This is a genomic window from Granulicatella seriolae, assembly GCF_024543085.1.
GTDB classification, from domain to species: domain Bacteria; phylum Bacillota; class Bacilli; order Lactobacillales; family Aerococcaceae; genus Granulicatella; species Granulicatella seriolae.
This window is the reverse complement of the sequence record NZ_JANHNZ010000002.1, coordinates 1-20,578: the sequence shown is the minus strand read 5'-3', so window position 1 is coordinate 20,578 and position 20,578 is coordinate 1. Positions and strand designations below refer to the sequence as shown.

21 protein-coding genes and 1 rRNA gene are annotated in these 20,578 nt (G+C 39.2%); 18 read left to right on the top strand and 4 right to left on the bottom strand.

What is annotated here, in order from left to right:
* Window positions 1–105 precede the first annotated feature (105 nt).
* The 6 genes from NPA36_RS02340 to NPA36_RS02315 all read left to right on the top strand — a co-directional run bounded on the left by NPA36_RS02340 (window position 106) and on the right by NPA36_RS02315 (window position 6,328).
* Window positions 106–771 carry a metal-dependent transcriptional regulator gene (locus NPA36_RS02340; protein ID WP_256944498.1) on the top strand — a complete coding sequence of 222 codons (666 nt, stop codon included), beginning with the start codon at window positions 106–108 and terminating at the stop codon, window positions 769–771.
* Window positions 761–1,528, top strand: coding sequence for a metal ABC transporter ATP-binding protein (locus tag NPA36_RS02335; protein WP_256944497.1), 768 nt, complete (start codon window positions 761–763; stop codon window positions 1,526–1,528). Before NPA36_RS02340 ends, NPA36_RS02335 begins: the two co-directional genes overlap by 11 nt.
* Window positions 1,522–2,430, top strand: coding sequence for a metal ABC transporter permease (locus NPA36_RS02330; protein WP_256944496.1), 909 nt, complete (start codon window positions 1,522–1,524; stop codon window positions 2,428–2,430). The genes NPA36_RS02335 and NPA36_RS02330 overlap by 7 nt, the downstream gene beginning before the upstream one ends.
* Window positions 2,427–3,299 (top strand): metal ABC transporter permease, encoded by an 873-nt coding sequence (locus tag NPA36_RS02325; protein ID WP_256944495.1) that lies wholly within the window; start codon window positions 2,427–2,429, stop codon window positions 3,297–3,299. The genes NPA36_RS02330 and NPA36_RS02325 overlap by 4 nt, the downstream gene beginning before the upstream one ends.
* Before the next feature lie 73 nt (window positions 3,300–3,372).
* Window positions 3,373–4,950, top strand: a complete 1,578-nt coding sequence (locus NPA36_RS02320) for a peptide chain release factor 3 (RefSeq protein ID WP_256944494.1) — start codon at window positions 3,373–3,375, stop codon at window positions 4,948–4,950.
* A gap of 43 nt (window positions 4,951–4,993) precedes the next feature.
* Entirely contained in the window at window positions 4,994–6,328 is a 1,335-nt protein-coding gene (locus NPA36_RS02315; protein ID WP_256944493.1) for an APC family permease, read from the top strand.
* A gap of 138 nt (window positions 6,329–6,466) precedes the next feature.
* Here NPA36_RS02315 and NPA36_RS02310 read toward each other — a convergent pair whose 3' ends face one another.
* Window positions 6,467–7,315, bottom strand: a complete 849-nt coding sequence (locus tag NPA36_RS02310; protein ID WP_256944492.1) for a DegV family protein — start codon at window positions 7,313–7,315, stop codon at window positions 6,467–6,469.
* A 196-nt stretch (window positions 7,316–7,511) separates the two neighbouring features.
* Here NPA36_RS02310 and NPA36_RS02305 point away from each other — a divergent pair, with 196 nt between their 5' ends.
* The 7 genes from NPA36_RS02305 to NPA36_RS02275 all read left to right on the top strand — a co-directional run bounded on the left by NPA36_RS02305 (window position 7,512) and on the right by NPA36_RS02275 (window position 14,121).
* The gene (locus NPA36_RS02305) at window positions 7,512–9,029 is read left to right on the top strand and encodes a DUF853 domain-containing protein (RefSeq protein ID WP_256944491.1); all 1,518 of its coding nucleotides are present in this window, start codon (window positions 7,512–7,514) and stop codon (window positions 9,027–9,029) included.
* A gap of 20 nt (window positions 9,030–9,049) precedes the next feature.
* Entirely contained in the window at window positions 9,050–9,613 is a 564-nt protein-coding gene (locus NPA36_RS02300; protein WP_256944490.1) for a DJ-1 family glyoxalase III, read from the top strand.
* Between the two features lie 328 nt (window positions 9,614–9,941).
* Window positions 9,942–10,421 (top strand): Cys-tRNA(Pro) deacylase, encoded by a 480-nt coding sequence (gene ybaK, locus NPA36_RS02295; protein ID WP_256944489.1) that lies wholly within the window; start codon window positions 9,942–9,944, stop codon window positions 10,419–10,421.
* Window positions 10,422–10,459: 38 nt separating this feature from the next.
* Window positions 10,460–11,842, top strand: coding sequence for a bifunctional metallophosphatase/5'-nucleotidase (locus tag NPA36_RS02290; protein WP_256944488.1), 1,383 nt, complete (start codon window positions 10,460–10,462; stop codon window positions 11,840–11,842).
* A 44-nt stretch (window positions 11,843–11,886) separates the two neighbouring features.
* Window positions 11,887–12,633 carry a YutD family protein gene (locus tag NPA36_RS02285; protein ID WP_256944487.1) on the top strand — a complete coding sequence of 249 codons (747 nt, stop codon included), beginning with the start codon at window positions 11,887–11,889 and terminating at the stop codon, window positions 12,631–12,633.
* 43 nt (window positions 12,634–12,676) lie between these two features.
* Window positions 12,677–13,486, top strand: coding sequence for a TIGR01457 family HAD-type hydrolase (locus tag NPA36_RS02280; RefSeq protein WP_256944486.1), 810 nt, complete (start codon window positions 12,677–12,679; stop codon window positions 13,484–13,486).
* Window positions 13,483–14,121, top strand: a complete 639-nt coding sequence (locus NPA36_RS02275; RefSeq protein WP_256944485.1) for a TIGR01906 family membrane protein — start codon at window positions 13,483–13,485, stop codon at window positions 14,119–14,121. Before NPA36_RS02280 ends, NPA36_RS02275 begins: the two co-directional genes overlap by 4 nt.
* A gap of 717 nt (window positions 14,122–14,838) precedes the next feature.
* Here the strand turns inward: NPA36_RS02275 and NPA36_RS02270 are convergent.
* The 3 genes from NPA36_RS02270 to NPA36_RS02260 are packed head-to-tail and all read right to left on the bottom strand — an operon-like array spanning window position 14,839 to window position 16,913.
* Window positions 14,839–15,342, bottom strand: coding sequence for a phosphatidylglycerophosphatase A family protein (locus NPA36_RS02270; protein ID WP_256944484.1), 504 nt, complete (start codon window positions 15,340–15,342; stop codon window positions 14,839–14,841).
* Between the two features lie 38 nt (window positions 15,343–15,380).
* A complete protein-coding gene (locus tag NPA36_RS02265; protein WP_256944483.1) occupies window positions 15,381–16,379 on the bottom strand; it encodes an NAD(P)/FAD-dependent oxidoreductase in 999 nt (332 codons plus the stop codon).
* A gap of 33 nt (window positions 16,380–16,412) precedes the next feature.
* Entirely contained in the window at window positions 16,413–16,913 is a 501-nt protein-coding gene (locus NPA36_RS02260; RefSeq protein ID WP_256944482.1) for a divergent PAP2 family protein, read from the bottom strand.
* A 172-nt stretch (window positions 16,914–17,085) separates the two neighbouring features.
* On the opposite strand from NPA36_RS02260, the gene NPA36_RS02255 reads away from it, so the two are divergent.
* From NPA36_RS02255 to NPA36_RS02235, 5 genes are all read left to right on the top strand, one after another.
* Window positions 17,086–17,679 (top strand): peptidylprolyl isomerase, encoded by a 594-nt coding sequence (locus tag NPA36_RS02255; protein WP_256944481.1) that lies wholly within the window; start codon window positions 17,086–17,088, stop codon window positions 17,677–17,679.
* Window positions 17,680–17,715: 36 nt separating this feature from the next.
* Window positions 17,716–18,102: a CvfD/Ygs/GSP13 family RNA-binding post-transcriptional regulator gene (locus NPA36_RS02250; RefSeq protein WP_256944480.1), complete on the top strand. Its 387-nt coding sequence runs from the start codon at window positions 17,716–17,718 to the stop codon at window positions 18,100–18,102.
* Between the two features lie 17 nt (window positions 18,103–18,119).
* Window positions 18,120–18,506, top strand: a complete 387-nt coding sequence (locus NPA36_RS02245; protein WP_256944479.1) for a hypothetical protein — start codon at window positions 18,120–18,122, stop codon at window positions 18,504–18,506.
* A gap of 99 nt (window positions 18,507–18,605) precedes the next feature.
* Window positions 18,606–19,952, top strand: coding sequence for a glucose-6-phosphate isomerase (locus tag NPA36_RS02240; RefSeq protein ID WP_256944478.1), 1,347 nt, complete (start codon window positions 18,606–18,608; stop codon window positions 19,950–19,952).
* Between the two features lie 503 nt (window positions 19,953–20,455).
* Window positions 20,456–20,578: ribosomal RNA gene (locus NPA36_RS02235) — 16S ribosomal RNA — on the top strand; the annotation flags it as partial.

Below are 20,578 nucleotides of genomic sequence, written 5' to 3'. Positions count from 1 at the left end.
TAATGCTATAATACACTAAAGTAAACCTAATTACCAATATATTTTGTTGATTTTTAAACAAAAATAGATAAAATAAAAATTAGGTTAACCTAAAGGAGTGGTAAAATGTCAATCAATCAAGAAGACTATATCAAATATATATTTGAAAAAAACCAAGTACAGGAAAAAATTACTAATAAGGATATTGCTACTTATCTAGGCGTTTCGGCGCCATCAGTAACAGAAATGGTTGCTCGGTTGATAAAAGTGGGTAAAATACAACGAGATGATGAATTAGGTTTGATGCCAACAAGTTTAGGCCAAGAAGAGGCAAAAGAATTGATTCGCAAACACCGCCTGTGGGAAGTTTTTTTGGTGAATTATCTTGGTTATACTTGGGATGATGTGCATGATGATGCAGAAGTTCTGGAACATGCGACCTCTAACTTACTAGCAGATAGATTAGACCAGTTTCTGGATCATCCAGAATTTTGCCCACATGGAAAGATTATTTATGGCAATCGCCATATTGAGAAAAGCCGGATGATTGGAAGTCTAAGCGATTTGCCACTCGGTGTGCAAGCACAGGTACATGCTATTCATGAGCAAGAAGGGCTCTTGGCTTATCTAGAAAGAAAGGAAATCAGCTTAGAGACAATTCTGTTCATCAGAGAAATACTGCCATATGACCAGACGCTTGTTATCCAAATTGGCACTAAAATGGTAGAAATCTCACAACAAGCTGCTGAAAGAATAGTCGTAGAGTGGGAGGTTGACCAAAATGATAGATAAGCAATTAACCCCTCAAGTGGCTTTGTCCTTTCAGGATGTTAGTGTTTCTTATCAGGGAAATCAGGTGTTAGAAGCTATTCAACTTGATTTTTTAAAGGGTAAGAGAACGGCCATTGTTGGTCCAAATGGCGCAGGGAAATCCACCTTACTGAAAGCGATTATGGGGTTATTAAAGGTCGATAGTGGCCAAGTAAATTTTGAAATGTTCCATACGACCAATCAAGATAAAAAAAGTTGCCTAAAAAAAATCGCTTATGTTCCACAGGTATCTAGTGTAGATTGGGATTTTCCAGTTACGGTTTTCGAAGTAGTCATGATGGGACGATATGGGCATCTTGGCTGGTTTAGAAGACCTAAAAAAGTGGACAAGCAAGTGGTACGAGACACCTTGCGTCAAGTAGGCATGTTAGAGTACCAAGATAAACAAATTTTGCATTTATCAGGTGGGCAGCAACAAAGGGTTTTTCTGGCCCGAGCGCTAGTTCAGGAAGCTGAAATATATATATTAGACGAGCCTTTGAAGGGTGTTGATGTGACCACTGAGTCGATTTTAACAAATATCCTGAAAAAATTAGCGGAAAATGGCAAAACGATTATTGCTGTTCATCATGATTTGTCAACGGTAGCGACTTATTTTGACTGTGTTGCCTTAATTAATAAACAGGTTATCGCTAATGGAACGGTTAGCGACACCTTTACTGAGAACAATCTTAAATTAACTTATGGCATCCCTTATGGAGGTGACTTGTTTTGTTAACGATTGTTGATTTCTCTATTTTTGGGACCTATACGTTTCAAATTGTGGCGCTAGGAAGTTTCCTTCTGGGGATTTCGTCTGGTATCAGCGGAACCATTGCGGTCTTGAATAAACAAGGCTTGTTAGGGGATAGTATTGCACATTCTTCTTTGGCAGGAATTGGCATTGCCTTTATGGTGACCAACAGTAAACAAACTGAAGTCTTGCTTTTTGGAGCATTGGTGGCTGGTTTACTATCGGTTTTTTTGATTCATCTGGTTTCTAATGCTAAAAAAACGCAAGTGGATAGTGCTATGGCTTTAATGATGGCCATGTTTTTTGGTCTGGGACTTATTTGCCTCTCCATCATTCAAAAGTCTGCCAACTCTAACCAAGCAGGACTGACACGATTTTTATTCGGTCAAGCAGCATCTATTCTACAGGCGGATATTCTGGTCATGCTTGCTGTAACTTGTCTCTTGTTTGTTTTAACGGTACTTTTTTGGAAACAACTAAAAACCTATATCTTTGACAAAGACTTTGCTTATAGTCTAGGTTTTTCTTTGGCTAGACTACGACTATTAGTTTCTTTTATGATTGTTACGACAGTGATTATTGGGATCCAACTAATTGGTGTTGTACTGATGAGCTCCATGATGATTGCACCTGCAGTTGCTGCAAGGCAGTGGACAGGTAGTCTGGCTAGGATGATGACCTTAGCTTCTTTGATTGGTGGTTTTGTAGGCTTAGGAGGTACCTATATTTCATCAAGTATTGACCGCATCCCAACTGGTCCAGCCATTATTTTGATAGTTAGCTGTGTGGTTATTTTCAGTTTAGTCTTTGCTCCTAAAAGAGGTGTTTTCTGGAGAAAGCAAAGGAAAGCATCGAAAACATTCAGAAAGGGAGTGGATACTCTATGACCACCATGCAAATGGAAGTGATTATCTTAGCGGTTCTTTTTAGTTTATCTTGCTCTTTGGTAGGAGTTTTCTTAGTGCTGAAACGTATGGCCATGATGAGCGATGCCATTAGTCATACGGTACTTTTAGGGATTGTCTTAGGCTATTTGGTGACAAAAGACTTGACATCACCACTTTTATTTATTGGAGCGGTAGTAATGGGCTTATTAACCGTTTATTTTGTTGAGGTAATAAAAAACACAAAACTTCTGAGTGAAGAATCATCTATTGGGGTTGTTTTCCCACTCCTATTCAGCATAGCTGTCATCATTATCAGTAAATTTTTAGGCAATACGCACATTGATACGGATATGGTGTTATTAGGTGAATTGGTTTTTGCTCCTTTAAATAGGGTGGAAATTTTAGGGCTTAGTGTCCCAGAATCTTTACTGCCTAGCCTTATCATTTTACTGATAAATACTCTTGTCATCGCACTATTTTATAAGGAACTAACCATTTCTAGTTTTGATATTGTCTTAGCGACTACTCTTGGCTTCTCGCCAATTTTATTGAATTATTTATTGATGACTTTAGTTTCGATTACAGCTGTTACGACATTTAATGCGGTAGGGGTCATTGTTATGATTGCTTTTATGGTTGGTCCTCCGATTACGGCGCAGTTGCTAACTAATAGACTATTGCCTTTAATAGCTGTGTCTTGTCTGTTTGCAATTTGGAATGTGATTAGTGGTTACTTGCTGGCGCGTCATTTTGATATCTCGATTGCGGGTAGTATGGCCTTGATGACTGGTATCAGCTATCTCCTAGTATTTGCCTTTAACACTCAAAAAAATGTATGGCAACAAAAAGTCATTGTGTCCAAGCAATAACAAAGTCTTTCAATAAGACTGATAGTCCGCTATAATACTAAAGGACAAGTTGAAAGAAAATGAGGATGAACGAATGACACAAACAATGAAACAAGAAGTAGAATCACGCCGTACCTTTGCGATTATTTCCCATCCGGATGCGGGTAAAACAACCATAACAGAACAATTGCTCTTATTCGGAGGCGCTATTAGACAAGCTGGAACGGTAAAAGGAAAGAAATCTGGCAAATTCGCCAAATCAGACTGGATGGAAATTGAAAAGCAAAGAGGGATTTCTGTCACTAGTTCTGTTATGCAAGTGGAATATGACAATAAACACATTAACATCGTAGACACACCAGGACATGAGGACTTCTCGGAAGACACCTACCGTACCTTGATGGCAGTGGATAGTGCAGTCATGGTGATTGACAGCGCCAAAGGGATTGAACCACAAACGAAGAAACTATTTGAAGTTGTTAGTAGACGTGGCATTCCTATCTTTACCTTCATCAATAAAATGGACCGTGATGGAAGAGAGCCTTTAGAATTGGTAGCAGAATTAGAAGAAGTGTTGGGTATTGATGCTTATCCGATGAACTGGCCTATGGGGATGGGGAAAAACTTCCTAGGACTGTATGACCTTTATAATCAACGAGTAGAGCTAACACATCCTGAGGCAAATGGAGATAATGACTTTCTTCCCTTAAATGAAGAAGGACATGTAGATGGGGACTTTGCCTTCAAACAATCTACCATTTATGACCAAGCTATTGAAGATGCGCAACTTTTGAACGAAGCTGGAAATGAATTCTCACCTGAAGCCATTGCTAAAGGCAAGCTGACACCTGTCTTTTTTGGTTCAGCCTTAACAGGTTTTGGCGTACAGACCTTTTTAGATGCGTTTGTTGATTTTGCACCAAGCCCATCTAGTAAGATGACTGAAGATGGTGTGGAAGTTGACCCACTAGACCCACAATTTACTGGCTTTATCTTTAAGATTCAAGCCAATATGAATCCAGCTCACAGAGACCGGATTGCCTTTGTCAGAATCTGTTCTGGTGAATTTGAACCAGGAATGGATGTTACGGTCAATCGCTCACAAAAGAAGATGAAGTTGTCTCACACTACTCAGTTTATGGCGGATAGCCGTGAAACAGTCAAGACGGCGGTAGCTGGTGACATTATCGGTCTGTATGACACCGGAAACTTCCAGATTGGGGATACCATCTATTCAGGCAAATCAGCGCTGCAATTCGAACCACTACCACAATTTACTCCAGAGCTTTTTAACCGTGTTTCTGCTAAGAATGTTATGAAACAAAAATCCTTCCATAAAGGAATCGAGCAATTGGTTCAAGAAGGGGCTATTCAATTGTACAAAACCTACCATACTGGAGATTATATTCTCGGAGCGGTGGGGCAATTGCAGTTTGAGGTTTTCCAATACCGCCTCTTGAATGAATACAATGCTGAAGTTGTTATGACACCAATTGGTAGTAAAATCGCTCGCTGGATTGATGAAGATGTTTTAGACCCGAACATGTCATCTAGCCGCAATATTTTGTGCCGTGATCGTTTTAATCAACCAGTCTTTCTTTTTGAAAACCAATTCGCCTTAAACTGGTTTAAAGATAAACACCCAGAAATTGAACTGAAATCTTTGATTTAAAGTTAGGTGTGGCAAAAAATCCGTAGAAAAGAAGGTTAGTTTTATGTCAAAAAAGAATGAACAGTATAGTTTGTTTACAGCTATTTCGATGATTGTAGGAATTTGTATTGGTTCAGGGATTTTCTTTAAAGCAGATGATGTTCTGAGAGCTACTGGGGGCAATGTTACCTTAGGGGTTATCATTTTTGTGATGGGAGCCTTGGGGATTACTTTTGGTAGTATCAGTCTTTCAGAATTGGCAGGCATTTCAAGCGCATCGGGAGGCGTAGTTGGTTTTTTCCAAGAATTTATTTCTCCCAAAGCGTCCAGTGCCTTTGCCTGGTTTCAGACCTTCCTATATCTTCCGACTATCAACGTAGTCGTCTCTTGGGTTGGAGGAATTTACACCTTACAAATTTTAGGCATCGATTTCTCTTTAGAAGTTGCTACCTTAATCGGAACGGCTTATCTCTTGTTTTTCTACGGAGTTAACTACCTTTCTATGAGATTCGGCGCTGCCTTTCAAAGTGGCTCTACCTTTATCAAATTAATACCCTTGATATTGATCGCTGTTTTAGGAGTATTGAATGGACAAGGTGTCAGTGATAGCAGTCCAGACACTGTCCAAATGGGGTCTTCTTTTGCCTGGCTAGCTGCTTTGGCACCAATGGCCTTTTCGTATGATGGTTGGACGGTTGTACTGAACATCTCACCTCAGATAAAGAATGGAAAACGTAATGTCCCTTTGGCTTTATTTATTGGTCCATTAGTTGTTCTAGTTGCTTATTTAGCTTATTTTATCGGCTTGGTGACACTTCTGGGTTCAGAGCAAGTTTTGTCATTAGGGGATAATGCCATTTACACAGTTGGGAAAGATATTTTTGGTCAATATGGTGGTATCTTCATCACCCTCTTTATATTGATCTCAATCCTAGGTGTCAGCAACGGTATGACTATGGGTAGTATCCGAATGCCTGAAGTCTTGGCAAATAAACAGATGTTGCCGCAAGCATTTATATCCAATGACTTGACTCTTCGGCCTGCCAAAAACTCTATGCTATTATCGCTCGTTATTGCCTTAGTTTGGATGGCTATTCATTATGTGACGCAAAGATATGACATTCTAAAAGGTGGCGATGTCAGTGAGTTGGCTATCACGTTTAGTTACTTGTGCTACTTAATTCTGTATGTAAAAATTTTAAACTTAAGAAAAACAGGGGTACTGAAAAAAAGTTTTAAAAACAGTCTTGCACCTTTATTGGGCATTTTGAGTAGTTTGATGATATTTTTAGGCTCATTCATCGCTCATCCAGTGACAACGGTCATCTTTATCGGTTTTTGTTCCTTTGTATGTGTTTTAGGGTATCTATTTTATCAAAGAACAGCGAGTACGGACTGAGAAATTTTATCGGTTAAGCGTTGGAAGGTCTGTTGTCTAAGCCGTAAAATGGGTTTTTTGCTCAGTTGATTTGAAAACTAAAAAAGCTAGAAAAAATCAATTTCGATTTTTTCTAGCTTTTTTAAGTTGAGCCAATACCTATTTGTTTACTTCATATCCCATCAAAATACCAGCTTGTTCTGCATAGTAACTGCACAGCCCACTAGTTGGGATGCTTTGGATATCTGCACCTGGGAATTTTTCGTGAACAGCTATGGTGATTTGTGCACATATTTCTGGATTGTTGCAGTGGCTAATAAAGACGCGACCACCTTGGTAGCCTGCTTTTAGCATCTCATTAAATAGAGCAGCAACAGCTTTCTTTTGTCCACGTGGTTTTTGAAGTAATTCAAGTGTTCCTTCATCACTTGCACGACCCACCATGCGGATGTTTAGGAGACCAACGACACGGCCAATTAATTTATTGAGGCGGCCATTTTTGACTAGGTTGTCTACATTTGCTAAGACGAATAGCAGACGGGTTGAGTTTAAATAGTCTTGACCTTCTTTAACTACTTGGTCAAAGCCTAAACCTTCTTCAATAAGTTGATTTAATTTTTGAGCTAATAGGATCATTTCACCGGAAGCGGAAAGGGTGTTGTATACATGAACATTAGCGTTTGGGTGTTGTTCTAGATAGATCTTTTTAGCCAACTCAGCGCTGTTATAACTGCCAGATAAGGTGCCTGTAATCGTAACGACTAGAACGTTGTCGGCTCCTTCAAAACTGGACACATAAGCTTCAGGGCTTGGGCAAGAAGATGAGGTTTTCCCTTCGTAAGCATACATCTCTGTCATCATTTGATTAATATCAAGGTCTTTTGAGTCAACAAATGCTCTCTCTCCAACTTGAATTGTTAAAGGGACATTTACATACTCGGTATTGGGAGCGATAGGATCCATTTCTCTCAAGTCACAACCTGAGTCAGTAATAATCTTCCATTTCATTAGAGAAACCTCCAGGATAGTTTTAGTTATTTCCTATCTTTAACAATACAGTTATTTTAACTAGTAGTCAACTTCATAAAACCTAACTTTTACTACAAAATAAAATTATGGATAAAAGCAATTAAATAAATGGACTTTTTGCTGCGTCTATACTAATGTAAGGGTGTAGAATTCTTTAGAAATGAGAGGGATAACAATGGCGACACAAGTGGTAATTGGAAAAGGTAGTGAACCTGCAGTACTCTTATGTAATAAACTCAATCGACACGGCATTATTGCTGGTGCAACGGGAACTGGTAAAACAGTTACCTTAAAAGTTTTGGCAGAGCAACTAAGTGAACAGGGGATACCTGTATTTCTATCGGATATCAAGGGAGACTTGGCTAGTCTAGCTCAAGCAGGGGAAGTTACTGATAAAATTCAGGAACGGTTAACTAGTTTGGACTACCTAGATTATGAACCTAGCTCATACCCAACCCAGTTCTGGGATGTAAGAGGTCAGGACGGCATAGCGATTCGCACGACCATCTCTGAAATGGGACCAATCCTCTTATCGCAATTATTAGGGCTTAATGATACACAAGAGGGAATCTTAAACATTGCCTTTAAAGTGGCTGATGATGAGGGCTTGCTTTTAATTGATCTGAAAGACTTGAGAGCTATGCTTAACTATGTGGCTTCTAAAGCAGGCGAATTACGTTCCTTATATGGGAATATTGCGCAGCAATCCATTGGTGCTATTCTAAGAAGTTTATTGGTTCTAGAAGAGCAAGGTGGCGATGTTTTCTTTGGTGAGCCAGCTTTTGAAATTGCTGATTTACTACAAGTGGATAGCGATGGGCGTGGTGTCATCAACATTCTAGCTTCCGAAAAATTATTCTTAACACCAAAATTGTATTCAACGTTCTTATTGTGGTTTTTATCGGAATTGTATGAAAGCCTACCAGAAGTAGGAGACTTAGAGAAACCTAAGATGGTCTTTTTCTTTGATGAAGCCCATTTATTATTCCAAAACACGAACCCTGAGGTGATTGAAAAGGTTGAATTAATCGTTCGCCTCATTCGTTCTAAGGGAATTGGTATATTCTTTGTAACGCAAAATCCGACTGATATTCCCGATTCCGTTGCTAGTCAATTGGGTCACCGTATCCAACATGGTTTGCGAGCATTTACCCCTAAGGAGCAAAAAAGTGTTAAAGCAGTAGCCGAAACCTTTCGTCAGGATCAAGAACGAGATTTGGTGGCAGAGATTACTAATCTCAAGGTGGGCCAAGCAGTCGTTTCTTTCTTAAGAGAAGATGGGTCACCAAGCTTTGCTGATATTGCAACCATTTTCCCGCCAAAGAGTTTGATGGGTGTGGTGGATCCTTTGGTAAGGCAAGAGATTATCAACAAATCTAAGTTTTACAATAAATATTCTGAGCCTATCGACCGTCAGTCTGCCCATGAGGAGCTCTTAAAAATGGAGCAAACCTTAAATGAGCAAGCGCAAATGGATTTAAAGGCACAAGAAGATTTGAAGGCTCAACAATTGGAAGAAAAAGAGCGTTTGAAGCAAGAAAAAGAGTTGGAACGCCAAGCTAGAAGTTCAACGCCGGCTGGTCGTAAGACGGACTCGACTATGGATCGATTCACCAAGAATTTTATGTCTACAGTCGGTAGAGAGGTTGGAAAGGTCATCTCACGTGGTATTTTAGGTATGTTTAAAAAATAACTTTTCAGGAGGAGTGTTCCATGAAACAAGTCGCAGTATTAATGGCAACCGGTTTTGAAGAGATTGAAGCCATTGCAACGATTGATATTTTGAGACGAGCAGATATGCAGGTAGATATGATTGGTTTGGATGCCATGCACATTAGGGGAGCTCACGGTATTGAAGTTAGCATGAATGATGTACTAGAAAATGTGATGGATAAGGCTTATCACATGGTATTTCTGCCGGGTGGCATGCCAGGTGCAAAGCACTTAAAAGAAGATCCTCAAGTTATCCGTTTTTTACAAAAGCATGATGAGATAGGTGCGTGGATTACGGCCATCTGTGCTGCACCAATTGCGCTTCACGAGGCTGGATTACTAGAAGGCAAAAACTTCACTTGCTACCCAAGCTTTGAAGAAGAAATTCTACCTAGTGGAACCTACACTGGCTCTATCGTAGAAATGGATGGACGTATCATCACTGGAAGAGGACCAGCAGCAGTCTTTGAATTTGCCTATAGCCTAGTAGACGCTCTAGGTGGAGACAGCCAACCGCTAAGAGAAGGAATGGTCTATAACCAATTGCTAGAGGAAAAAGGGTAAATCTATTAAGAATAGGGTTTTTGTCTAAATCATAAAAGAGTTCCCCAGAAATCTATCAGAAATGGGAACGGTGGCACCGCCGTGAGCCAAGGTCTCACTGGCTTAGCTGTCTACGTGGCTGTAAATCGGCTGAAGCCGAAACATCCACTGTGCATCAGCTATGCTTTACACCGTTATTTCGGATAGATTTCTGGGGAACTCTTTTATTTGGTTACCATTTGGACTTTTGCCCAGCTCACATTTTAGTAAACAAGCCTAAATGAGTAGAGTAATCGAAACCTGATTTTACCGCAAGCATATGATAAAATAGTCATACAGAGGTGAACTTATGAAGAAGAAAGCGAATATAAAAACTAATGCGGTTCGAATGGTGGAAAAGGCGAAGATACCCTATCAACTACACGAATACCCCTGGTCAGAAGAGCACCTAGATGCTTTTCATGTAGGACAAGAGATGGGAGTTTCTTTGCAACAAGTCTACAAAACCATTGTTCTAAAAGGAGATCGTGTCCCTTATCTGGTGGTTTGTATAGCGGCAGATAAAGAAGTTGATTTGAAAAAAGTAGCCAAGGTATCAGGCAACAAACGAGTGGAGCTCTTTCCACTTAGCGACCTAGAAAAAGTGACGGGCTATGTTCGTGGAGGTTGCTCACCAGTAGGTATGAAAAAACACTTCCCAACCTATATCGAAAGTAGCGCCAAAGCCCAGTCCAGCATTCGTATTTCAGCTGGCAAGCGTGGCATTCAAATGGAAATTAATCCACTACAATTAGCTGAACTGACCAATGCTACTTGGTTTGACAATTAACCATATCAAAAAAGATCTAAGACATATGAGGGGTTCAAATGGCACATACATTACACATATTTCATAGCAATGATTTGCATTCCCATTTTGATTTATGGGAGCGACAGGTTTCCTATTATCTAAATCGCAAACAGGAATTACTTGCACAGGGGCAGAGTGTCTTGCATTTGGATTTGGGTGATTTTGCGGACCGTGTTCATCCCCTAATCGAGGCAACTGAAAGTGCGATTGCTGGTTCTTTGTTAGAGGAAGCTCAAGTTGACATGATAACCATTGGCAACAACGAGGGTTTGGGCAACTCCCCACAGCAATTGGTGAATATCTACAAAAATGTCAACTTTGAGGTATGCCTAGCCAATATGAAATACTTAGAGAGTCAGCAACTTCTATCCTTTGCTAAACCCTATATTCTAAAAGAAATTGCAGGATGTAAACTGGCCTTTATCGGTTTGACGTCACCATTTCCAGCAAGCTATTTGCCTAATGGTTGGTTAGTTGAGGACTATCAAGATGTTTTGCCACAGATTCTTGAGGAAGTCAAAGAGCAGGCTGATACCATCATACTTTTATCACATCTTGGTATTTGTGATGACCGAAAAATTGCCGAGGAATTTCCAGAAATCTCAGTTATCTTAGGAGCACATACACATCACGTTTTTGAGCATGGTGAGTGGGTGGGCGAGACTTTGCTGACTGGCGGAGGGAAATTCGGTCAATATTTAGGAGAGCTTACCTTAACCATTGACAATGGGCAAGTGATTGATACAGTAGAAGTGTTACATTCCGTTCAAGACCTACCGGCAACAGGTCGTGAACTATCTCGCAGTAGCCAGCTCTTTAATGATGGAAAAGATATGCTAAAGAGGCAGACTATTGCTTTATTGCCAAAAGATTTCAAGAAAGATTGGCGACAGGATAATCAAATGGTACAATTAGCTTTAGCTGCCATCACAGATTTTTCAGATATTCCAATTGGAGTTCTATCAACAGGACTATTTTTGGCAGATTTTCATAAAGGATTACTGACTAGAAATGAGTTACACGAGGGATTACCGCATCCGATGCATCTCAATACCTGCACTCTAAAGGGCGCAGATTTCTATCAGTTAATCAAAAATTTTGAGCGCCAACAGGATTCCCTAAAGGACCTTCCAATAAAGGGAAATGGCTTTAGAGGTCAGGTCTTTGGACGCTTAGTCTATCGCGGTATAGAGGTTTTACCAAGAGAAGATGATATTCGGATTTTAGGACAAAGCCTAGTCGAGGCTAACGAGTATACTTTTGTATCGGTTGACCACCTACGATTCGTTCGATTCTTTTCACAAATCGAGGAAGCAGGAGTCAACCAAATACTCTACCCCTATTTTTTCAGAGATATTGTTGGCATGTACCTACAAAATCAATGGGGTAAGCCAAACTAAAACAACTAATTATTAGGACAAATTTAACAGAAAAAGGTGACATAATGACAGATGAAACAAAAAATTTGACGATTGAAGAGGAGTTGACCATAGCTCTGACAGAATTTAGTCAAGAGACGGAGCCGGCAGAGCCTAAGCTAGTGGTCATGTTGGATGAGACGCATCTCCAAATTAATGGAGTCGATTATAGCTTGGTGTCCAACCACAAAGATGCTTTTCAAGTGGATGCATTAAATGGACGATACAATGAAGTCTTGAATAAATACGATTATATTGTAGGAGACTGGGGCTATGACCAGTTGCGTCTCAAAGGATTTTATAAAAACTCTAGCAACTTTGGCGGTCAGGACAAAAAAATTCAATTCTTACAAGATTATTTATACGAATACTGCAATTTTGGCTGTGCCTACTTTGTTATTCAACGAGAGGGAGACCCAATTCCAGAACCTAGCCTTTCCAAGAAAAGCCGTCAACGTCAACAACATTCAGCACAAAAAGCCACTGTTCAACAAGAACGTCCACACCAAAACCAAGAAAATAAACGACAAAAAGCTAAAGTAAACCAAACTCAAAAACATAAAAAAGCAACGAAATCAGCACCAGAGGTAGAACACCATAAAAAGACGGCTAATGCAGCAAAACAATTTGCTATCAAAGAAAACCATGAAGAAAAGGTATCTGTAAAAACTCATCGAAAAGTCCCTGCTTCAAAAAAGAAGGGACAAATCCAAAAGCCAGATATAAAAAAAGACCCTAAAAAACGATTTGAAATTCGACAAACCAATGACTAAAAAATTAAGCTGTAATAGAGCTTAATAAAATTTGGAGGTAACAATGACCTTACGCTACAAAGCATATTTAATTGATTTAGACGGCACCATTTATAAGGGCAAGGACCGTATACCAAGTGCAGAGAAGTTTATCGAAAGACTTCAACTGGAGGAGATTCCATTTTTATTTGTGACCAATAATGCCACTAAGACACCACAAGAAGTGGCGGATAATTTGGCAAACCATTACCATATCACTGTTTTGCCTGATTTAGTCTATACCAGTGGTGTTGCGACTGCCGACTATATTAAAGAGCATATTACTGGTCAAAAAGCCTTTGTTATTGGAGAGAAAGCTTTAAAAGAACAACTCCAATTAGCTGGCTACCAAGTGGTTGATCAAGACCCTGACTTTATTGTGCAAGCCTTGGACAGGGAGTTAACGTATCAAAAGTTAGAAAAAGCAACCCTTGCTATTCGAGAGGGGCTGCCTTATATCGTGACCAATGGGGACACCAACATGCCAACGGAACGAGGATTTGTTCCAGGTTCTGGAGCTATCACGGCATTCTTACGTGCAGCTACTCAAACAGAACCCATTATGATTGGTAAGCCAAGCCCCATCATTATGCAGGGAGCGTTAGACAAACTTAACCACATGTTGCAGTCCAACCAAGAAGAGGCAACCTTGTTAAGCAAAGAAGATCTAGTCATGGTAGGGGACAACTATCAAACCGATATTTTAGCTGGTATTGATTTCGGTATGGACACATTGATGGTCTTAACTGGTTTTTCAACCCTTGACGATATCAAAGGCAAAGAAAAACAACCCACCCATGTCATAACAGACCTAAGTCAGTGGAGTTTGAGATGAATAAAACAAGAGTGATAAAATGGTTGACCGCAATTAGTTTGTTCCTGTTTATTTTGAGTATTTCTATCTTATTTGTCATTTTCTATCGACCACTATACAGTATGGCCATTGGTTGGTTTGATATTGAAAGTATGACTGGTTTATCCAAGCTTCAACTGGAAAACAATTATCAGCAACTGATGGATTATTTGACTAAGCCATGGGTTTCACAACTAGTCATGACCAACTTTCCCAGTTCTGAACAGGGACTTTTTCATTTTCATGAAGTGAAACGACTGTTTATGGTTGATTATGTAGTTGTGGTGGTGACTTTGGGTATCTTATACTATGGGGCAAAATGGCTTCAAAGAGAAGGTAAGTTATGGCTTTTGCTCAATCCCTTAAAACTGTTACTCATGCTTCCGTTCGTGGTTTTAACCATGGTGGCCTTCTTCTTTGACCCATTATTTGTCTTCTTCCACAAGGTCTTCTTTAATAATGATGCATGGATTTTTGACGTTAGGACTGATCCTGTCATTGCAGCACTGCCACAAGACTTTTTCCTTGTCTGTTTTGCAGCAGTTTTTATTCTGTTAATGCTTGGCCTCTTCCTAGCCCATACAGCCATTAAAAATAGCTTGAAACCAAGACAATGAACTAAAGTTAGTAGTCCCAGAAAAGAATCACAAATTATAACGGTGGCATCGGAGTTGGGCAAAAAGTCCAGGCTGCTATACAAATAAAAGAGTTTTGCGAAAACCTCCCGACTTTTGCACTTGAATGAAAGAAAACACCACCAAACCCCTTGTTACTAAAGGGTTTTAGTGGTGTTTTTATTTTTTTAAGAGTATATATACAGTTTTTTCAAGTTTTTAATGTCATCAATGAGGAATTCATTTCATTTTCAATATTTTTGCATAGTATTCAGTCAAAATTACTCTGTTTTCTCAAATGAAATAATAATTTTATGCATCTAAATTTGATAAATACTTATTTCTTATAGGATAAATTTATCAAAAATCATATGATAAATTAGCTTTTTTATCAAAAAATAGTAAATTTATATACAAAACTTTTATTTAACCATTATAGCAAAACTACTATATATATACAAGTGTTAATTGATTATATTTTGTGTAACCCTTGTGGCTGTAGGTGTTTGTCGACTTATTTTTTTCTGCAAGTGCAAAAGTCGGGAAAAAGTCCAGGCTGCTATACAAATAAAAGAGTTTTGCGAAAACCTTATCAGAAATAACGGTGTACAGCTAAGCCAGTGAGATCAATGCTGTCGGCGGTGCCACCGTCCTCATTTCTGATAAGGTTTTCGCAAAACTCTTTTGTTTGTAATAAATGAGTGGGAGAATATATTTTTCTTATTTCATAATAGTACTTTTGTTTGGGTCTGAGTGGGCAATACGACTAGCTGCAGCAGCTGCAATAGCACCAACAATATCATCTAAAAAAGTATGACATTCTTCATCTGTTTTATCGTTTAATTTTTGTAAAATACCAGGTTTTACTTTATCAATGTAACCATAGTTAGTAAAGCCAATTGAGCCGTATACATTCACAATAGATAAGGCAAGAATTTCATCTAGCCCATATAAGCCTTCATCTTCTGTTAGAATATCATTTAATGGTTGTGATAGTTTGTTTTGTTCAGCTAAAATATCCAGCTCAATCCCTGTGATGATAGCGTTTTGTACTTCACGTTTTAACAAAACCGCTTCGATATTCTCTTTGCAGAATTCTAAGGTTAGATTTTTTACATATTTATTTTGTAAGAACATGACCAGTTCGGCAATGTCGTCGATTTTGATGCCACGTTCTTTTAGTAGTTCCAAGGCTCTCTTGTGTAGTTCTGTTTCTGTTTTCATAAGTTCCTCCTAATAGGGTTATTTGTTATAGTGGTTGACTAAAAAATTGAGGTTGAATGCATTGGTTGGACGCGTTGGTCGGGATTGATATAGGCCATGGCATTGTTGACGGCTGTCGGTGCCTCACCAAATCCAGTGGCTATCACCTTGACTTTGCCAGAATAGGTGGCAATATCTCCAACGGCATAGACGCCCTCAAGTGTCGTTTCCATCTTACTATTGGTTAAAATAGAGTTTCGTTCAACTATGAAGCCCCATGTTTTCATAGAACCAATGGAAGAGGAGAAGCCGTAATTGACTAAAAAATCATCTAGTGCCAACTCTTCTTCGTGCTCTCCACGAGCTTCTTTAAAGGTCACCGAATGTAGCTTTTTGCCATCACCATTGACACGAAGGGGAACATAGGGTGTCAATACTTTAATGGAAGAATTTTGCATTTGGGCAACACTGTGCTCTTGGGCACGAAACTGGTTACGTCTATGAACGACAATTACTTTTTTGGCTATCGGTTCCAACGTTAGTGCCCAGTCGACGGCAGAATCTCCACCACCACAGATGGCAACGGTTCGATCCCTGAATTGCTCAAGATTGTTCACGAAATAATGAAGATTGCTAGATTCATAAAGTTCAGCATTCTCAATTTCAAGTTTTCTCGGTCTGAAGGCACCATTTCCACAAGCGATGATGACGGCTTTGGAGTAGTGGGTAGCTTTGGGAGTGGTGATTTCGAAGATACCATCATCATTTTTTTGGAGTTGAAAGGCCTCTTCGCCCAAGCAGATGGTTGTATCTTCAAAGCGGGCTAGTTGTTTTTTTAGATTAGAAATCAGAGTTCCGGCTAACACTTCTGGGTAAGCGGGGATATCATAGATGGTCTTTTCAGGATAGAGCATGCCGGGTTGTCCTCCTAGTTGAGGTAGGCTCTCGATGATTTTTACTTTTGCCTGTCTTAATCCCGCATAAAAGGCGGTGAATAGCCCAACTGGTCCACCGCCAATGATTGTTATATCATATATATCATTGTTTAAGTTGTTCAAGATAAATCCTCCAAGATTGGTTGTAGAGTATGTTTAGAAAAAGCCTCGTAAAAAGAAGGCTACCATGATTCCAGTTAAGGTACCGGCAACAACCTCCAAAGGTTTGTGGCCTAAGTATTTTTTGACAATGAGATTACCCGGTTTGTCAAAGACACTCTCCGTGAGTTCCTCATCAATGGTGATGTCTGGGATGGGTTGTCCGCCATTTTTTAAGTGCTCTTCATAAAGGTAGGCTAGTAAGATCCCTTGTTCGCCACTTTGTCTACGAACGCCCATTGAGTCGAACATGACAATAACACCAAACGTTGTCGCGATAGCTACAAAGGGGGAAGCAAAACCATAGTCCAGTACCAAAGCAGTGATTAATGCACTAACTGCTGCCGAGTGGGAGCTGGGCATGCCACCTGTAGATGTAACGATAGAAATAGATGCTCGCTTCTCTTTGGTAAAGTAAGCTATGGGAAATTTGATGACCTGAGCAAAGACGATAGCTACTAAGGCTGCAATTAAAGGGTAATTAAGTAATAGAGTCATAAGATGAAACACCTTTCACTTTAAGAATATCCACTCCTACTATACCACGAAATGGCAAATTTACCCTAAAAGAATACCTAAATTTAAAAATTAAATTTGTTACGCTAGAAATAAATGGCGGTATGTGGTTAAATAACACTGTATATAAACTAAGAAAACGAAGGAGATAACTATGACTACTTTTCCACAGTTACAAGAAACAAGCTCAAAACATCCATTGGTGCTCATGAAAACCAATAAAGGGGATATCAAAATTGCACTATTTCCAGAGATAGCACCCAAAACAGTTGAAAACTTTTTAACACACGCTAAAAACGGCTACTACAATGGTATCATTTTCCACCGTGTCATTGAAGACTTTATGATTCAAGGTGGAGATCCAACCGGCACTGGTATGGGTGGTGAGTCAATTTGGGGCAAGAGCTTTGCAGATGAATTTTCACTAGAAGCTTTTAATCTAAAGGGCGCTCTCTCCATGGCAAATGCAGGCCCAAATACCAATGGTAGCCAATTTTTTATTGTTACAGCTAAACAAGTTCCAGCACAAATGTTACAACAATTAAAAGATGGTGGATGGCCAGAAGCTATTGTAGAAGCCTACGCAAAGGGCGGAGGTACACCATGGTTAGACAATCGTCATACTGTTTTTGGTCAAGTAGTTGATGGCATGGATGTGGTTTATGCTATTGAACAAGCGGATAAAGATGGACGTGACAAACCAAAAGAAGACATTGTTATTGAATCTATCGACGTTATATCCGAATAATAAACCAATAGCAAAAGGAAAGGAGCGCTGTATTCTATGGATAAACACTATCGAATAGGCGATATTATTGAAGGTAATGTCACCGGCATCCAAACATATGGTGTCTTCGTATCCCTTGATGCCCATACACAAGGGTTGGTCCATATCTCAGAGTGTAAACACGGCTACATGGATAATTTAAAAGAATTCGTCTCTGTAGGAGATACGGTGGTTGCCAAGGTGATAGATATTGACGAATATACCAATAAGATTAGTCTATCCATTAGAGCTTTAGAGCCAGTGGAACCGTGTGGTCAAGAAGGATACCGTAAACGAGCTAAGAAAAGATATACACCGTCAATAGGATTTGCTTCCTTAGCACAAATCCTTCCTAAATGGATTGATGAAGCTAAACATGTCTTTGTGGAAGAACGCAAGAAATAATAAATGGAGGAGATTTTATGGGACTTGCAACAAGTAGAGGAATGGTTGCAGGAACAGTAGTGTGTCAAACAAGCCAAGAAGAGGTTTTTGTATTAACAACTAAAGACAATACGGCTCCCTATTTTGCTGTATGCGAACGCCAAGATGATTTCACAGCATTAGCAGTCAGTTTAAAAATGATTCTTTCTATAGTAGATGTTCAAGCAGATGAATTACGGCTAGCTGATTTAAAATCTGTCAAACTAGAAGAGTCAGCTATGCCCGTATATGTTTTCATCGTGAAAGAGCATGTGTTAGAAATGCCAACTAATTTAGTCAATAACCAAGAATATGTCTTTTCGAATTACAATGACGTGAAGGATCAAATAGACCAGTTTGATATTTCAGGGGTACCCTTTTTCTAAATGGCAGGCTATTGTGAAAGACATTTTAAATGATTTACCGTATAATAGAACAAGATAGAGATATAAGATATGATTCAATAAATTTAGGAGGAACTCATTATGCCACATATTACATTTGACTATTCGAAAGCATTAAGTTTTTTTGACCAACACGAGGTGGATTATCTACAAAGCCAAGTAACTGCAGTCGACAAGGACTTACGCAACGGAACTGGTGCAGGAAATGATTTTACTGGATGGGTACAACTTCCAAAAGACTACGACAAAGAAGAGTTTGCTAGAATTAAAGCAGCAGCTAAACAAATTCAAAGCGATTCAGAAGTATTAGTTGTTATCGGAATTGGTGGCTCTTACCTAGGAGCTCGTGCAGCCATTGAATTCTTAAACAACGCTTTCTATAATCATTTGCCAGCAAGCGAAAGAAAAACACCTCAAGTATTGTTTGCAGGAAACAGCATTAGTTCAACTTACTTACATGATTTAATCCAACTCATTGGAGACCGTGATTTTTCAGTTAATGTAATTTCAAAATCAGGAACAACTACAGAACCAGCTATTGCTTTCCGTGTCTTCAAAGATCTACTGATTAAGAAGTACGGTAAAGAAGGAGCCGTTAAACGTATTTATGCAACAACTGACCGCGCTAGAGGCGCCTTGAAGAGCGAAGCAGATGTGGCAGGCTACCAAACATTCGTTATTCCAGATGATGTCGGTGGACGCTTCACTGTTTTAACACCAGTTGGATTATTGCCAATTGCAGTTACAGGTGCTGATATTGATGCCTTAATGGCAGGTGCGGCAGCTGCCATGGATGACTATAGTAATCCAGATTTAGCAAGCAACCAAGCTTATCAATATGCAGCAATCCGTAATATCCTCTACCGCAAAGGTAAAGTGACAGAATTGCTCATTAACTATGAGCCAACTTTGCAATACTTTTCTGAGTGGTGGAAACAATTATTTGGCGAATCTGAAGGGAAAGATCAAAAAGGAATCTACCCATCAAGTGCTAACTTCTCGACTGATTTACACTCATTAGGACAATACATTCAAGAAGGCAGAAGAAACCTTTTTGAAACTGTTATTAAAGTAGAAAAACCGAATGCAGACATTCTAATTCCAGAAGAAGCAGAAGACCTAGACGGCTTAGGCTACCTACAAGGAAAAGAAATGGATTTCGTAAACACAAAAGCTTACCAAGGAACCCTATTAGCTCATACAGACGGTGGAGTACCAAACCTATTAATCACCATTCCAGAGATGGACGCCTATACACTAGGTTACCTAATGTACTTCTTCGAAATCGCTGTAGGAATTTCAGGTTATCTAAATGGTGTTAACCCATTTGACCAACCTGGGGTAGAAGCGTATAAGAAGAATATGTTTGCTCTATTAGGAAAACCAGGATTTGAAGATTTAGCCAAAGAGCTAAATGAAAGACTATAATATCATTTAAAACAAACCGACTGTGTTGTTAAACAAGCACATAGTCGGTTTGTTTTTTATTAGGAAATAAAACACGAAAACTAAAGGAAATATATGTGCTTTAACAAAAATATGAAAAAGTGAAAAATTTTTACTAATATCAATTGACAATAGAATTGAGTGTATGGTATTCTAACTCTACTGTTTTAGTTGAAGCACGAGTTATAGATAAATGAAGCGCTTTTATTTTTTAAAAATAAAATAAAAAAACTTCAAAAACTTGTTGACATGTAACAGAGACGGTGATAATATATAGAAGTTGTCAAAACGACAACGAAAGACATTGACCTTTGAAAACTGAACAAAGAAGACAAACCAAATGTGTAGGGAACTTCATCAAAGAGATGAAGAAAACTAAACAATTTCTTGTTTTTATGGGCAACCATAGAAAACAAAAACAATAAGTCAGCAAAGACAAAAAACGAGCTATTCAAAATGGCTCATGAGGAATGGCAACATTCCACTATCATGAGAGTTTGATCCTGGCTCAGGACGAACGCTGGCGGCGTGCCTAATACATGCAAGTCGAGCGGAGTTACAAGAGATGCTTGCATCTCTTGTAACTTAGCGGCGAACGGGTGAGTAAC

Coding starts and splice junctions, on each gene's coding strand:
- NPA36_RS02340 (WP_256944498.1), top strand. CDS start 106: ATGTCAATCAATCAAGAAGACTATATCAAATATATATTTGAAAAAAAC.
- NPA36_RS02335 (WP_256944497.1), top strand. CDS start 761: ATGATAGATAAGCAATTAACCCCTCAAGTGGCTTTGTCCTTTCAGGAT.
- NPA36_RS02325 (WP_256944495.1), top strand. CDS start 2,427: ATGACCACCATGCAAATGGAAGTGATTATCTTAGCGGTTCTTTTTAGT.
- NPA36_RS02320 (WP_256944494.1), top strand. CDS start 3,373: ATGACACAAACAATGAAACAAGAAGTAGAATCACGCCGTACCTTTGCG.
- NPA36_RS02315 (WP_256944493.1), top strand. CDS start 4,994: ATGTCAAAAAAGAATGAACAGTATAGTTTGTTTACAGCTATTTCGATG.
- NPA36_RS02310 (WP_256944492.1), bottom strand. CDS start 7,315: ATGAAATGGAAGATTATTACTGACTCAGGTTGTGACTTGAGAGAAATG.
- NPA36_RS02305 (WP_256944491.1), top strand. CDS start 7,512: ATGGCGACACAAGTGGTAATTGGAAAAGGTAGTGAACCTGCAGTACTC.
- NPA36_RS02300 (WP_256944490.1), top strand. CDS start 9,050: ATGAAACAAGTCGCAGTATTAATGGCAACCGGTTTTGAAGAGATTGAA.
- ybaK (WP_256944489.1), top strand. CDS start 9,942: ATGAAGAAGAAAGCGAATATAAAAACTAATGCGGTTCGAATGGTGGAA.
- NPA36_RS02290 (WP_256944488.1), top strand. CDS start 10,460: ATGGCACATACATTACACATATTTCATAGCAATGATTTGCATTCCCAT.
- NPA36_RS02285 (WP_256944487.1), top strand. CDS start 11,887: ATGACAGATGAAACAAAAAATTTGACGATTGAAGAGGAGTTGACCATA.
- NPA36_RS02280 (WP_256944486.1), top strand. CDS start 12,677: ATGACCTTACGCTACAAAGCATATTTAATTGATTTAGACGGCACCATT.
- NPA36_RS02275 (WP_256944485.1), top strand. CDS start 13,483: ATGAATAAAACAAGAGTGATAAAATGGTTGACCGCAATTAGTTTGTTC.
- NPA36_RS02270 (WP_256944484.1), bottom strand. CDS start 15,342: ATGAAAACAGAAACAGAACTACACAAGAGAGCCTTGGAACTACTAAAA.
- NPA36_RS02260 (WP_256944482.1), bottom strand. CDS start 16,913: ATGACTCTATTACTTAATTACCCTTTAATTGCAGCCTTAGTAGCTATC.
- NPA36_RS02255 (WP_256944481.1), top strand. CDS start 17,086: ATGACTACTTTTCCACAGTTACAAGAAACAAGCTCAAAACATCCATTG.
- NPA36_RS02250 (WP_256944480.1), top strand. CDS start 17,716: ATGGATAAACACTATCGAATAGGCGATATTATTGAAGGTAATGTCACC.
- NPA36_RS02245 (WP_256944479.1), top strand. CDS start 18,120: ATGGGACTTGCAACAAGTAGAGGAATGGTTGCAGGAACAGTAGTGTGT.
- NPA36_RS02240 (WP_256944478.1), top strand. CDS start 18,606: ATGCCACATATTACATTTGACTATTCGAAAGCATTAAGTTTTTTTGAC.